General features: G+C 75.2%; 13 protein-coding genes and 2 pseudogenes. 2 read left to right on the top strand and 13 right to left on the bottom strand.

Annotated elements, in window-relative coordinates; all coding sequences use genetic code 11:
• Window positions 1-6: 6 nt before the first annotated feature.
• The 6 genes and pseudogenes from ACQPYN_RS06735 to ACQPYN_RS06710 all read right to left on the bottom strand — a co-directional run bounded on the left by ACQPYN_RS06735 (window position 7) and on the right by ACQPYN_RS06710 (window position 5634).
• Window positions 7-429 carry an AMP-binding protein gene (locus tag ACQPYN_RS06735; RefSeq protein ID WP_433034904.1) on the bottom strand — a complete coding sequence of 141 codons (423 nt, stop codon included), beginning with the start codon at window positions 427-429 and terminating at the stop codon, window positions 7-9.
• Window positions 426-1667 carry a cytochrome P450 gene (locus ACQPYN_RS06730; protein ID WP_433034901.1) on the bottom strand — a complete coding sequence of 414 codons (1242 nt, stop codon included), beginning with the start codon at window positions 1665-1667 and terminating at the stop codon, window positions 426-428. Before ACQPYN_RS06730 ends, ACQPYN_RS06735 begins: the two co-directional genes overlap by 4 nt.
• Window positions 1664-2014: a hypothetical protein gene (locus tag ACQPYN_RS06725; protein WP_433034898.1), complete on the bottom strand. Its 351-nt coding sequence runs from the start codon at window positions 2012-2014 to the stop codon at window positions 1664-1666. Before ACQPYN_RS06725 ends, ACQPYN_RS06730 begins: the two co-directional genes overlap by 4 nt.
• Complete coding sequence (locus tag ACQPYN_RS06720) at window positions 2011-3414, bottom strand: LLM class flavin-dependent oxidoreductase (RefSeq protein WP_433034895.1); 1404 nt, start codon at window positions 3412-3414, stop codon at window positions 2011-2013. Before ACQPYN_RS06720 ends, ACQPYN_RS06725 begins: the two co-directional genes overlap by 4 nt.
• A complete protein-coding gene (locus ACQPYN_RS06715; protein ID WP_433034892.1) occupies window positions 3414-4190 on the bottom strand; it encodes an enoyl-CoA hydratase/isomerase family protein in 777 nt (258 codons plus the stop codon). The genes ACQPYN_RS06720 and ACQPYN_RS06715 overlap by 1 nt, the downstream gene beginning before the upstream one ends.
• Window positions 4187-5634, bottom strand: a pseudogene (locus tag ACQPYN_RS06710) (acyl-CoA carboxylase subunit beta). The gene ACQPYN_RS06715 and the pseudogene ACQPYN_RS06710 overlap by 4 nt, the downstream one beginning before the upstream one ends.
• A 261-nt stretch (window positions 5635-5895) precedes the next feature.
• Between ACQPYN_RS06710 and ACQPYN_RS06705 the strand changes: the two are divergent.
• Together ACQPYN_RS06705 and ACQPYN_RS06700 are read left to right on the top strand one after the other, a co-directional pair.
• Window positions 5896-6821 (top strand): annotated as a pseudogene (locus tag ACQPYN_RS06705) (biotin carboxylase N-terminal domain-containing protein); the annotation flags it as partial.
• Entirely contained in the window at window positions 6816-7670 is an 855-nt protein-coding gene (locus tag ACQPYN_RS06700; RefSeq protein ID WP_433038759.1) for a biotin/lipoyl-containing protein, read from the top strand. The pseudogene ACQPYN_RS06705 and the gene ACQPYN_RS06700, both read left to right, overlap by 6 nt.
• Window positions 7671-7739: 69 nt before the next feature.
• Here the strand turns inward: ACQPYN_RS06700 and ACQPYN_RS06695 are convergent, their stop codons facing one another.
• The 7 genes from ACQPYN_RS06695 to ACQPYN_RS06665 form a co-directional block, all read right to left on the bottom strand.
• Complete coding sequence (locus ACQPYN_RS06695) at window positions 7740-8411, bottom strand: TetR/AcrR family transcriptional regulator (protein ID WP_433034889.1); 672 nt, start codon at window positions 8409-8411, stop codon at window positions 7740-7742.
• Window positions 8412-8510: 99 nt separating this feature from the next.
• Window positions 8511-9770, bottom strand: a complete 1260-nt coding sequence (locus ACQPYN_RS06690) for a class I adenylate-forming enzyme family protein (RefSeq protein ID WP_433034886.1) — start codon at window positions 9768-9770, stop codon at window positions 8511-8513.
• The gene (locus ACQPYN_RS06685; protein ID WP_433034883.1) at window positions 9692-10051 is read right to left on the bottom strand and encodes an AMP-binding protein; all 360 of its coding nucleotides are present in this window, start codon (window positions 10049-10051) and stop codon (window positions 9692-9694) included. Before ACQPYN_RS06685 ends, ACQPYN_RS06690 begins: the two co-directional genes overlap by 79 nt.
• Window positions 10048-10485 (bottom strand): nuclear transport factor 2 family protein, encoded by a 438-nt coding sequence (locus tag ACQPYN_RS06680; protein WP_433034880.1) that lies wholly within the window; start codon window positions 10483-10485, stop codon window positions 10048-10050. The genes ACQPYN_RS06685 and ACQPYN_RS06680 overlap by 4 nt, the downstream gene beginning before the upstream one ends.
• Window positions 10482-10907, bottom strand: a complete 426-nt coding sequence (locus ACQPYN_RS06675) for a nuclear transport factor 2 family protein (RefSeq protein WP_433034877.1) — start codon at window positions 10905-10907, stop codon at window positions 10482-10484. The genes ACQPYN_RS06680 and ACQPYN_RS06675 overlap by 4 nt, the downstream gene beginning before the upstream one ends.
• Before the next feature lie 11 nt (window positions 10908-10918).
• The gene (locus tag ACQPYN_RS06670; RefSeq protein WP_433034874.1) at window positions 10919-12037 is read right to left on the bottom strand and encodes an NDMA-dependent alcohol dehydrogenase; all 1119 of its coding nucleotides are present in this window, start codon (window positions 12035-12037) and stop codon (window positions 10919-10921) included.
• 25 nt (window positions 12038-12062) lie between these two features.
• Window positions 12063-12902, bottom strand: coding sequence for a mycofactocin-coupled SDR family oxidoreductase (locus ACQPYN_RS06665; protein ID WP_433034871.1), 840 nt, complete (start codon window positions 12900-12902; stop codon window positions 12063-12065).
• Between the last annotated feature and the right edge of the window lie 9 nt (window positions 12903-12911).

Below are 12911 nucleotides of genomic sequence, written 5' to 3'. Positions count from 1 at the left end.
CAGCGTTCAGCTCCGGCGTGGGCCCGGCGTCGACCGCACGGCGGGCGAGGTCGGCGAGGTCGGGGCGCCCGGCGCGGGCCCATCCCGGACAGGCGCCGCCGTCACCAGGAGCGCGGCGCCGGAGTGCACGACGACGTGGCGGACCTCGTCGGGCCGGTAGCGGGCGTTGACCGGCACGGCCACCGCCCCGACGCGCGTCACGGCGAGCAGCAGGGCGACGAGGTCGGCCGACGCGGGCAGCAGCAGGGCCACCCGGTCGCCCGCCGTCAGGCCGAGCCCGAGCAGCGCGGCGGCGTGCCGTACCGAGCGCTCCGCGAGCGCGCCGACGGTCAGGCGCTCGCCGTCGGCGAACACCAGCGCCTCGGCGTCGGGGTCGGCCGCCGCCGATTCGTCGACCAGCTCGAAGAGCGTCGTGACCCGGGGTCTCACGGCCGGCCCGCCGTGACGCCGTCGTGCACCACCGGCAGCGACGTCTGGGCCCGCGAGGCGATCGTCGGCAGGTACTCCGGCTCGCCCTCGACCCGCAGGCCCGGCAGGCGGCGCAGCAACGTGCCGACCGCGATCCGGGTCTCGATGCGGGCGAGCTGGGCGCCGATGCAGGCGTGCACGCCGCGCCCGAAGGCGATGTGGGTGGCGCGGGAGCGCGCGAGGTCGACGGTGTCGGGGTCGGCGAAGCGCTCGGGGTCCCGGTTGGCCCCGCAGAGCACGAGGTAGACGCGCTCGCCCGCCCGGATGGTGCGCCCGCGCAGCTCGTGGTCCTCGATCACCCAGCGGACGAGCACCTTGATCGGCCCCACGAGCCGCAGCGCCTCCTCGACCGCCGGGGCGACGAGGGCCGGGTCGTCCCGCACGCGGTCGCGCAGCGCCGGGTCGGCGGTGAGCAGGCGGACGGCGTTGGCGATGGCGTTGGTGGTGGTCTCGTGCCCGGCGAACAGCAGCAGCGCGCACATGCCGACCAGCTCGTCGTCGGAGAGGCCCGAGCCGTCGGACGGATCGTCCCCGCTGATCATCGCCGAGAGCATGTCGCCGCCCGGCGCGCGGCGGCGGTGCGCGACGAGGGCGCGGAAGTACTCGGCCATCTCCTCCAGCCCGCGCAGCGCCCGCTCGTGACGGTCCGGGCGCGCGTCGCCGCCGGCACCGAACGCGACGAGGGCGAGCTCGTCGGACCAGGAGCGGAACCTGTCGCGGTCCTCGGGCGGGGCGCCGAGCATCTCGGCGATCACGATCGCGGGCAGCGGGTAGGCGACGCCCGCCACGAGGTCGGTCCCTCCCTCGGCGAGGAAGGTGTCGACGAGGTCGTCGACCAGCGTCTGGATGCGCTCCTCCATCGCCGCGATCTGCTGCTGCTTGAAGGCCGCCCCGGCGAGGCGCCGCAGCCGCGTGTGGGCGGGCGGATCGGTGACGACCATCCACTCGCTGATCAGCCCGAGCATCTTCTGGGACGCGTCGCCCGACGGCTTGTCCCGGGCCGACATGAGCGGGCGGACCCGGTCCGACGAGAGCGCCGGGTTCTTGAACGCCGCGACGACGTCGTCGAAGCGCGTGACGAGCCACGCGCGGTGGGTCGGGCTCCAGTGGACGGGGTCGTGGGCGCGCAGCACCGCGGCGGCCCCGTCGGGATCGGCCACGGCCTCGGGGGTCAGGAGGTCGTCGGGCAGGTCGTTCACGAGGTGCCTCCCACCGGGACGGGCGACGCGGCGCCGACGTCGGAGAGCCCCGGGCGCAGCACGTCGGTGACCAGCTCGAGGTGGCGGTCGACGACCTCGGCCGGCAGCCCGCCGAGGTCGGCGAAGCAGAAGACGTCGGTGACCGGGAAGCCCTCGAGCGCGGCGAGCTGATCGCGGACCGCGGCGACGGCGTCCTCGCCGGTCAGGACCCGCAACCTCGGGAACGTGGTGTCGCCGGGCTTCGGGGCCGCGTCGTCGTTGCCCTGGTACGACTCCCGGTTGCGGCGGGCGGCGGCGCGGACCTCCGCTTTCGCGGCGTCCGGGTCGTCGGCGAGCAGGACGTTCACCAGGCCGCCGAGCCGGCCCTGCTCCCGCGGCCACCCGCCGGCGGCGAGCCCTCTGCATACGGGGCGACCAGGGCCGGGTCGAGCCAGAGCAGCCCGGCGCCGACCCGTCCCGCCAGCCGGGCCCCGCGGGGACCGCGCGCGCCGACCCACGTCGGCAGCGGATCCTGCACGGGCGCCGGGGTCACGGTGCCGTCGGCCCACAGTCCGGGCAGGCGGCGCAGGTGGTCCTCGAGCGTCGCGTAGCGGGCGCCGTGGTCGGCGCCGACCCGCGCGAACTCCTCGGCCCGCCAGCCCGCCCCGACGCCGAGCTCGAGCCGGCCGCCGGAGACGAGGTCGACCACCGCCGCCTGCTCGGCGAGGGTCTCGAGGGGGAGCATCGGCGCGATCACCACGCCGGTGCCGATCCGCAGGGTGTGCGTGCGCGCGGCGATCGCGGCGGCGGCGGTCAGCGGCGCGGGGAGGTAGCCGTCGGCGAACCCGTGGTGCTCGGTGACCCACGCGGCCTCGAGCCCGCGGCGCTCGGCGTCGGCGACGCGGTCGAGCGTGCGTCGGTAGACGTCGGCGCCCGTCGCCCCGGGCGGGATGCGCAGGTCGAGGTAGAGCCCGACGCGGGTCACCGCGCGGCCCCGCGGGGTGAGGACGCGCAGGAGCCCGAGGCGGTCGCGGACGACGTGACCGGCGACGACCCGTCCGTCGGCGACGGCGACCACCGCCGCGGCGTGGAGCGTCGCGGGCTCACCGACGTGCTCGTCGGCGCCGTCGAGGCCGCCGCGGAACGCCCCCGAGATCGTCACGTGGACCGCGGCCCGGTCGCCGGCGCTGAACAGGTCGTCGACCACCACGGCGTCGGGCTCCACGAGCGTCGCGGGGTGCCTGCCGTCGTCCACGACGACGTCCCCGAGCGTGGGCATCCCCTGCTCCGCCCATGCCCGCGCGGCGCGCTCGGTGCCGGCGTCGGGCTCGCGGGCCGCGGTGTCCCAGGGCGCCGGGGCGGGCGGGGGCACCGTGTCGGGCAGGCCGTCGGCGAGCTGGCGGCGCCGGGCGAGGTAGTCCTGCTCGACGCGGTTCGCGGTCAGCCGCCGCCCGTTCCAGGCGTACAGCCCGATCCCGCCCCACACCGCGACGGCCCCGCCGTGGCGCACCGAGGCGCCGTGCTCGGAGAAGCGCAGGGCGAGGCGCTCGCCGTTGCTCACCACCTCGTGGACCGTGAGCCCGAGGCCGGGGAACTGCTCGAGCTGCTTGCGCGTCGCGGGCTTGTAGGCCTCGTCCCGGCCGGCGACGACGTGCGGTCCCATGCGCAGGACGTAGTCCGGCTCCATGATCTCGTCACAGACGGCGAGGTCGTGGGAGTTCGTGTAGTCGACGACGTAGCGGCGCATGAGCGCGACGAAAGGATCCATCAACGTCCCTCGAACCGCGGCGGCCGCTTCTCGGTGAAGGCGGCGATGCCCTCGGCGGTGTCGGCGGTCTCCTGCAGCATCGTCACCGCCTCGAGCGAGTAGCCCGTCTCCCCGCGGTCGACCCCCCGGTTGATCATCTGCTTGCCGACGCGCACGGCCAGCGGCGCGGCGCGGGCGATGCGCTCGCCGAGCGCGACGGCCTCGTCGAGCAGCGTGTCGTGGGGCACCACCCGCTGCACCAGCCCGATGCGCTCGGCCTGCGCGGCGTCGACACGCTCGCCGGCGAGCACCATCCACTTCGTCCAGTGCCGGCCCATCACCGCGGGCCCGCGCAGCACCCCGAAGCCGGGCACGAGTCCGATCGCGCTCTCGGGCATCGCGAAGCTCGCACGGTCGGAGGCGAGCACCAGGTCGCAGGCCAGTGCGAGCTCGCAGCCGCCGCCGAACGCGTAACCGTTGACGGCGGCGACGACGGGCAGCGCGCACTCCTCCACCGCCGCGAACGTCCGGAGGCAGTCGGCCTGGAACGCGCGCTTGGCCGCCGCGCCGTCGAGGTCGCCGAAGCCGGCGATGTCGCCGCCGGCGGAGAACGCCTTGTCGCCGGACCCGGTGAGCACCACCGCACGCGTCGTGCCGTCCCCCTCGAGGCGGGCGAGGGCCTCGCGCATCTGGGGCCAGAACGCCTCGGTGAGCGCGTTGTGCTTCTCCGGCCGGTCGAGGTGGATCACCGCGACCGGGCCGTCGGCCTTGACGGTGATCTCGGTGTCGTCCGTCACGACGCACCTCCCCGGTGGCCCACCCGGTGCGGCCGCTCCCCCCAGGCGATCTCGATGCTCGTGGCGATCACGTGTCGCGTGGCGGCCGGCGCGATGACGTCGTCCAGCGACAGGTGCGCCGCGGCCTCCCACGGCTCGGACTCGGCGACCCACTCGGCGGTGAGCTCGGCCGCCCGCGCGTCACGGGCGTCCGGGCCCTCGTCGGCCAGGAGCCTGTCGAGGGCACGGCGGTGCACGGTGCGGATGCCGGTGTCGGGCGCCATGAAGCCCATCTCGGCCGTGGGCCAGGCGTAGAGGAAGTCGGGCCCGGTCGGGCGCCCGCCCATGGCGAAGTGCCCGCCGCCGTAGGCCTTGCGCAGCACGACACCGACCCGCGGCACCGACGCCCGCGCGATGCGCGAGACCGTGCGCTCGTAGGCGTGCAGGATCCCGGAGCGCTCGGCCTGGCTGCCGATCATCAGCCCCGGGACGTCGTGCAGGAACACCAGCGGCAGCCCGAACGTGTCGCACAGGTCGACGAAGTCGTGCTCCTTGGCCAGCGAGTCCAGGTCGAGCGCGCCGGCGCGCACGAGCGGCTGGTTGGCGACGATGCCCACCGGCCGGCCCTCGATGCGGGCCAGCGCGCACAGCAGGCTCGGCCCCCACCCGTCGGCCCAGGGCAGCACGGACTCCGCGTCGGCGACGGCGGCGAGCACCTCGCGCATGTCGTAGCCCGCGCGGGCTCCGGTGGGGACGACGTCGGCGAGCTCGGCCGGGTCGCGGGCCGGCGCCACCGGCTCCGACGCCGGCGCCGGGAGCGCGGCGTTCGAGGGAGGTAGGACAGGAACGCGCCGAGGGCGTCGAGCGCGTCGGCCTCGGTGTCGACGACGAGGTGGGCGTTGCCGGCGGCCGTCGCGGCCTCGGGCCCGCCGAGCTCGTCGTCGGTGACGCGCTCGCCGATCGCGGGCTCGACCACCGACGGACCGGACAGCGCCACGGACGACCCGCGGGTCATGACGACGTAGTGGGCGGTGGCGGCGTGCAGCGCCGAGTCGCCGTAGGACGGGCCGAGGACGGCCGCCGCCCGGGGCACCGCGGGGCTGCCGTCGGTGGCGCCGAGGAAGCTGGTGAAGTCGAGCGGGAGACCCGAGAACCGCCAGCCCATGACGTCGGGCATCCGTCCGCCGTCGGCGTCGCAGAGCAGCACGAGCGGGAAGCCGCCGTGCTGGGCGTGCTCGATGAGCCGGCCCTGCTTGCGCATGCTGATCGGCGCCGTGGTGCCGGCGACGGCGGTGGCGTCGATCCCGATGACGCCGACGCGGCGCCCGTCGAGCGTGCCGAACCCGGTGACCACGGCGTCGCCGGGCACCGGCTTCTCGCGGCGGATCTCCGGCTCGGCCAGCGCGCCGATCTCGAACCAGGTGCCGGGGTCGACGAGCGCGGCGACCCGCTCGCGCACCGGCATCCGCCCCGAGGCCCGGTGGCGGGCGAGCGCCTGCTCACCGCCCATCGCCTCGGCGGCCTCCCGCCGGCGGGCCAGCTCGTCCAGCGCCTCCGTCATGCCGGACCGTGCCGTCCCGGGTGCCGTCGCGTCCTGCGCGGGGGGCTGGTGCGCGGGGGTCTGGCCGGGCGGCACCGGCCCCTGGCCGTTGGCGACTGGCACCGTTCCTCCCCGCGTGACGTGGCTCTCCCGGCGACCGTAATCTACCATCCGGTCGTTTGGTAGATGGCGCACCAGTGGAGGTCGCTCATGGACCGTGCGGGGCCCGGCCCGGTCCTCGTCGCCAACCGCGGTGAGGTCGCCGTGCGCATCGTGCGGGCCTGCCGTGAGCTGGGGCTGCGCTCGATCGTGGTGCACACCGACGTCGACGCGGGCGCGCTGCCCACCCGGGTCGCGGACACCGTGGTGCGCGTCGCGTCCTACCTCGACGTCGACGCCGTGGTCGGCGCGGCGCTCGCCCACGGTGCGCGGGCCGTGCACCCGGGCTACGGCCTGCTCGCCGAGGACGCGGGGTTCGCGCGAGCGGTGACCGACGCCGGCCTGGTGTTCGTCGGCCCGCCCGCCGAGGTCGTGGCGGCGATGGGCGACAAGGTGCGCGCGCGGGCGCTCGCCCGGGAGTGCGCGGTGCCCGTGCTGGACGGCACGGAGGAGGCGGTCGGCGCCGGCGAGGCGGGGGACGCCGCCGCTCGGATCGGCTTCCCGCTGCTGGTCAAGGCCGCGCACGGGGCGGGGGTCGCGGGATGCGGGTCGTCGCGGGCCCCGACGAGCTGCCCGGTGCCCTGGCCGCCGCGGGGCGCGAGGCAGCCGCCGCGTTCGGGCGGGGGGAGGTGTTCCTCGAGCGTCACGTCGCCCGCGCGCGCCACGTCGAGGTGCAGATCCTCGCCGACCACCACGGCGCCGTCGCCGTCCTCGGCGACCGCGACTGCACCGTGCAGCGCCGCCACCAGAAGCTGCTCGAGGAGGCCCCGGCCCCCGACCTGCCCGACGACGTGCGCACCGAGCTGCACGAGGCCTCCCGGCGCCTCGCGACAGCCGTCGGCTACCGCGGCGCGGGCACCGTGGAGTTCCTGGTCGACCGCGACACCGGCGCCCCGGCGTTCCTCGAGATGAACACCCGGCTGCAGGTCGAGCACGGGGTCACCGAGATGGTCACGGGCGTCGACCTCGTGGTCGCCCAGCTCCGGATCGCGGACGGGGAGACGCTCGACGAGGTGCTCGGGGGTGCGGTCGTGGTGCGGGGCCACGCGGTCCAGGCCCGGATCGCCGCCGAGGACCCGTGGGAGGGCTTCCGCCCGGCCCCGGGACGGATCACCGCGCTGACGCTGCCGTCCGGACCCTGGGTGCGCTGCGACCTGGGCGTCGAGGCCGGGGACGCGGTGCCCGGGGCGTACGACTCGCTGCTCGGCAAGGTGCACGCCTGGGGCCCGGACCGCGCGACCGCGTGCGCGCGCCTGGCCGCCGCGCTCGACGACCTCGTCCTCACCGGCGTGCCCACCACCGCGCCCTACCTGCGCGCGGTGCTCGACCGCCCCGACCACGCCGCGATGGCGCACGACACCGGCAGCGTCGAGCGGGACTGGGCGCCGGAGGCCACGGCCCGACCGACGCCCGCGCCCACCGCGGAGCCCGCCACCGCCCGCGCCGTCCACCTCGCCACCGACCGCGGCGCGCTGGCGCTGCGCGTCCCCCGCCACCGCGCGGGCGCGACGGGAGCCGCCGCCGCGGTGGCACCCCGTCCGGAGCGGAGCGGTCCCGTCGCGGGGTCGACGCCGGCGGGCGACCCGGTGGCGCCGATGGACGCGACGGTCGTCGAGGTCGTCGTCGCGCCGGGCGACGACGTCGACGCCGGCGCGGTGCTCGTCGTGCTGGAGGCGATGAAGATGGAGCTCCCGGTGCGGGCGTCCCGGGCGACCCGCGTGGACGCCGTGCACGTCGCGCCGGGCGACCGCGTCACGGCCGGGAGCGCGCTGGTGGGGATGTCGGCGCCGGAATCCGGGTGATCAACGGGGAGTTCGCGCGCGTAGAAGCAGCGAACAGCGCGTTCGCTGCGTCCAGGAGGCGAACCCCCGTCAGGCCCCGACGGCCGCGCCGCGCGCGACGAGGGCGTCGGCGGTGGCGACGCCGTGCACCGCCATGGCCGCGAGCTGCGCGGCGATCTCCTCGGGGGTCGACGGGCCGTCCGCCCGGAACCAGCGGTAGACCCAGTTCGTCGAGCCGAGGATGGACAGCCCGGCCACCCGGGGGTCGACGTCCGGCCGCGCGAGGCCCTCGCTCTGCGCCTCGGCGACGAGGTCGCGGAAGACGCCCTGGTAGGCGTGGCCGCTGCCGAGGATCTCCTCGCGCCGCGCGGTCGGGAGCGCCTCGAGCTCGTGCAGGAACACCGCCGTCGGCACGAGGTTGCGGCAGGCGTGCTCGACGTGGGCGCGGATGGTGCGCTCGAGGCGGTCGAGGGGGTCGCCCTCGGAGGCGGCCGCGGCGCGCACCACGGCGTAGCCCTCCCGGTGCACCTCGCTGATCACCTCGAAGAGCAGGTCCTCTTTCGACTGTATGTAGTAGTAGAGGCTGCCCTTGAGCATCCCGAGGCGGTCGGCGATGTCCTGCAGCGACGCGCCGTCGTAGCCCTTCTCGTAGAACACCTGGGTGGCCACCTCGAGCAGCTGCGCCCAGCGTTCCTCGCGGGGCTTGCGCTCCCCGGCGGCCCGGCGCTCGCTGCGCCCCGCCGGGCGGCGGTCCTGTGCCATGGTCTGCTCCCTGGTCGAGACGCTCACGACGACGCCCCGGTGCGCCCGACCACCATACGGTCGTTAGGTTGCCCGGAGCAGCTCGCCCCGCCGTGCGGCTCACCCCGCCGTCAGGTGACGACGCGACAGGCGCGGCGCCTCGGTGATCCCGCGGTCGGTGAGGTCGGCCGCGATCCTCTCGCGCAGCGCCCCCTTCTGGATCTTCGTGCCGGACATGGGCCAGGTGTCGACGAACTCGACGTAGCGCGGTGCCTTGTACGTCGCGAGTGCCTCCAGGCAGTGGTCGACGAGCTCGCGACCGAGGACCTCGCGGTCCGCGTCCCGGAACGCCGGCGCCAGCTCGACGAAGGCGGCGGCGACCTCGCCCAGGCGCGCATCCGGGGCGGCGACCACGGCCACCACCCCGACCGCGGGGTGCTCGGCGAGGCGGCCCTCCACCTCGGCCGCCGCGACGTTCTCGCCGCCGACCTTGAGCATGTCCTTGAGCCGGCTCACGAACGTGAAGCGGCCCGCGGCGTCGCGGCGCACGAGGTCGCCGGTGTGGAACCAGCCGTCGGCGTCGATGCGCTCGGCCGTGGTCCCGGGATCCCCGTGGTAGTAGGCCATCCGCGAGACGCCGCGGTGCAGGAACTCGCCGACCTCGTCCGGCGCGCACTCCCGGCCGCTCTCGGGGTCGCGGACCGTCGCCTCCATCCCGGTCAACGGCACCCCGCTCGTGCCCGCCCGCGCCTCGGGCGGGTCGTCCACCGAGCCCACACAGCAGAACCCGGCCGACTCCGTCCCGCCCAGGCACGAGATCTGCACCGCGGTCGGCAGCCTCGCCTGCATCGCGGCCATCCGCTCGGCGGGCCCGACGTTGATCACCGTGCGCAGGTCCGGCACGGCCGACGGCGCGAACTCCGGGTGGTGGAGCACCGGCAGCCAGATCGTGTCGAACGCGGGGAACGCGACGGTGGCGCGCTCGTCGACGAGCTGCCGCCACGCGACGTCCGGGGCGAACGCACCGACGTGGACGAGCGTGCAGGCCGCCGCGAGCGAGCCCATGAGCAGGTCGATCCCACCGCAGTGGTGCAGCGGCAGCGGGGTCCAGAACCTGTCGTCGGGTGTCAGGCGCAGCCGCTCGACGAGGTTCTCCCCGAGCGCGGCGTAGGCGGCGTGCGTGTGGACGCAGCCGCGCGGGCGCGACGTCGTCCCCGAGGTGTAGAGCAGGATCATCGGGTCGTCCGGGGCGACGTCCACGGCGGGCGCGTCGGCCGGGTCCCCCGCCAGCTCGGCGGGCGTCACGGCGCCCCCGCCGGCGAGCCCGAGGAGCTCGGGGACGCCACCACCACGGTGGGGTCCGCGTCGTCGCGCAGCCACGCCACCTCGTCGGCGGTGCCGCGGTGGTTGACCGGCGTCGGTACCGCGCCGAGCATCGCCGCCGCCACCGTGCCCACCACGGCGTCCAGCCCGCCGGGCAGCACGATCAGCACCCGGTCGCCGCGGCGCACCCCACGGGCGTGCAGCCCGGCCGCCCACGACCGGGCGGCCTCCCGGACCGCGGGCCAGGTCGCCCGCTCGGTCGGGAAGACGACCTCGCGCGTCGGCGACCGCTCCGCCGCGTCGTCGAGCAGGTCGGACAGGGTGCGCCGCACCCTCACGCCGGCACCTCCTGCCCCGGCATCGTGACGGAGCCGCCGAGGGCCTCGACCAGCGTGATCGGGTCGAAGTGCTCGGCGAACCAGGTGATCACTCCGCCGCGCACCTGGAACCTCGCGATGTAGGAGTTCCGGTAGGGCTTGTCGGTGGTGAGGATGCGCGCGTCGCTGGCGTACTGCGCGACGACCGAGCCCGGGTCGTCGGCCAGCGCGTCGAGCCGGTAGTCGTGGAAGCGCAGCGGCGTGATCATCGCGGGCAGGCCGGCGAAGAACGCCGTCACGTCGTCCTTGCCCTCGACCCGCCGCGGGAACCCCGGCGGGGCGTAGGGCAGATCCATGACGACGTCGCCGGCGAACGTCTCCGCGAGCGCTTCGAGGTCCAGGGCGCCCACCGCGTCGAGGTAGCGCCGCACGACCTCCGTGGCGTCGCGGCTCATGCCCCGAACCCCTCCATCTGCGGGGCCGTCAACGGCGAGATCACGCGGCTGGCGATCTTCCAGCCGTCCGCCGTGCGCCGGTAGGTGTCGACGTTCAGGGCCGCCGCCCTGATCGACGCCCCGCCCGTCGTGCGCCCCTCGGCGAGCACGTAGTTGGTGCCGTGCGCGTGGTCGTCGTCGTCGAACTCGACGACGTGGTTGGTCATGATGTGGAACTGCTCGGACATCGACCCGGCGTCGCGCTCGAAGAACGCGAGGACCTGATCGCGGCCCTCGTAGCGCTCCAGCCCCACGCCCGTCGCGTCCCACACCGCGTCGTCGGTGTAGGCCGACAGCGCCTCCTTGGGGTCGAAGCGGTCCAGCCCGCGCGCGTAGAGGTACGTCGCCTGGACGATCTCGGCGCGGTCGTCGGCGTTCGGCATCGGTGCCCCCGTCAGTCGTAGATGATCACGCCGCGCACGTTCTTGCCGTCGTGCATGTCGCGGAAGGCCTGGTTGATGTCGTCGAGCGTGTAGGTGCGGGTGATGAGCTCGTCGAGCTTGAGCTCCCCGCGCAGGTAGAGGTCGGCGAGCAGCGGCACATCGGTGCGGCTCGTGGTCGTGCCGTAGAGCGAGCCCTGCAGCCGCTTGCCGGACATGGCGAAGGTGAACAGGTCGAACGGCACGTCGCGCTGCAGCACGGGGGCCGCGCCGGTGAGCACCATCGTCCCGCCGCGCCGCGTCATCTCCTGCGCAGGGTTCATCAGGTCACCGGTGACCACGCCGACGGTGATGATCACGCGGTCGGCGCCCTGGCCGTTCGTCAGGCCCTCGACGATCTGCCCGGCCTCCTCGTAGTCCTTCGCGACGTGGGTGGCGCCGAACTCCACGGCCTTCTCCCGCTTGAACGGCGCCGGGTCGACGGCGACGACGTGGCGGGCGCCCTTGTGCCGCGCGCCCTGCAGCGCGTTCATCCCGACGCCGCCGGTGCCGACCACCACGACCGTGTCGCCGAGCTCGATCTCGGCGGCGTACACCGACGAGCCCCAGCCCGTCGGCACCCCGCACCCGATGAGCGCCGCCTTGTCCAACGGCATCTCCTCCGGGATCGTGATGACCGCGTCGAGCGGGGCGACGACGTAGGGCGCGAACGTCCCGAGGTAGGACATGCACCCCACGCCCTGCCCGCGGGCGTGCACCCGGTGCGTGCCGTCGGGCGCCACGCCGGCGAGCACCCCGGCCCCGAGCTCGCACAGGTTCGACTTGCCCTGCACGCACATCCGGCACCGGCCGCACGAGGGGAGGAACGACAGGACGACATGGTCGCCGGGCTGCACCGCCGTGACGCCCGGGCCGATCTCCTCGACGATCCCGGCGCCCTCGTGCCCGCCGAGCACCGGCGACCACGGCAGCGGGATGTCACCGGTGTCGAGGTGGTCGTCGGAATGGCAGACGCCCGACGCCGCCAGCTTGATCAGCGCCTCGTGGGCCTTCGGCGGGTCGAGCTCGATCTCCTCGACGCTCCACCCCGACCGGGTCCCGGGCTCCCAGAGTAGGGCTCCTCGTGTCTTCACTGGTCACTCCACTCGTCGGGGGCGCTCACTTGATCGCCGCGCCGGCGTCGACGGGCAGCGTCGCGCCGGTGATGTAGCGGGCCTCGTCGGACAGCAGGAACAGCACGGCGTTCGCGACGTCCACGGACTCGATCCATGGGATCTCGAGGGCGTTCAGCGACGTGAACCCGGCGATCGCCTTGTCCTGCGTGGGCTCCGGGTCGCCCGGCGCGAACATCCCCCACGTCCCCGGGTTCTGGATCATGTGCGTGTCGACGTTCGTCGGGTGCACGGTGTTGACGCGGACGCGGTAGGGCGCGAGCTCGTTGGCGAGGTTGCGCATCAGCCCGACGATCCCGTGCTTGGCCGAGACGTAGTGGCCGACCTGCTGGATGCCCTTGAAGCCGCCGATCGAGCTGGTGAACACCATCGCCCCGCCGCGATCACCCTCGATGAGCTGCGGGATCGCGGCCTTGGCGGTGTGCCAGACGCCGGTGAGGTTGACGTCGAGCATGTCCTGCCACGTCGCCTCGTCGAGCTCCCACGCACGCCCGTAGCTCGCGATGCCCGCGTTGGCGACGACGCCGTCGAGCCGCCCGAGCTCCGCGACGCCCGCGGCCACCGCCTCGTCCAGCGCCGCCTGGTCGCGGACGTCGGCCACCCTCGCGACCACCCGGCGGTCGAGCTTCTCGACCTCGACGACGGTCTGGTCGAGGTCCTCGCGCGTCGCCGGCGGGTACTTGCCGACGACGGTGTCGATCCCCGCGCAGAGGTCGACGGCGATGATGTCGGCGCCCTCCTGCGCGAGCCGGACCGCGTGCGCGCGACCCTGGCCACGCGCGGCCCCGGTGACGAGGACGACCTTGCCCTCCATGCGTCCGGTCATGCGGTGCTC

Origin of the sequence: Actinomycetospora sp. CA-053990 (assembly GCF_050948445.1) — a bacterium.
Lineage (GTDB): Bacteria > Actinomycetota > Actinomycetes > Mycobacteriales > Pseudonocardiaceae > Actinomycetospora > Actinomycetospora callitridis.
Note: the sequence above shows the minus strand (reverse complement) of the source record. Positions and strands in the feature narration are given on the sequence as shown.

Coding starts and splice junctions, on each gene's coding strand:
- ACQPYN_RS06675 (WP_433034877.1), bottom strand. CDS start 10,907: ATGCCGAACGCCGACGACCGCGCCGAGATCGTCCAGGCGACGTACCTC.
- ACQPYN_RS06665 (WP_433034871.1), bottom strand. CDS start 12,902: ATGACCGGACGCATGGAGGGCAAGGTCGTCCTCGTCACCGGGGCCGCG.
- ACQPYN_RS06720 (WP_433034895.1), bottom strand. CDS start 3,414: ATGGATCCTTTCGTCGCGCTCATGCGCCGCTACGTCGTCGACTACACG.
- ACQPYN_RS06680 (WP_433034880.1), bottom strand. CDS start 10,485: ATGAGCCGCGACGCCACGGAGGTCGTGCGGCGCTACCTCGACGCGGTG.
- ACQPYN_RS06695 (WP_433034889.1), bottom strand. CDS start 8,411: ATGGCACAGGACCGCCGCCCGGCGGGGCGCAGCGAGCGCCGGGCCGCC.
- ACQPYN_RS06700 (WP_433038759.1), top strand. CDS start 6,816: ATGGTCACGGGCGTCGACCTCGTGGTCGCCCAGCTCCGGATCGCGGAC.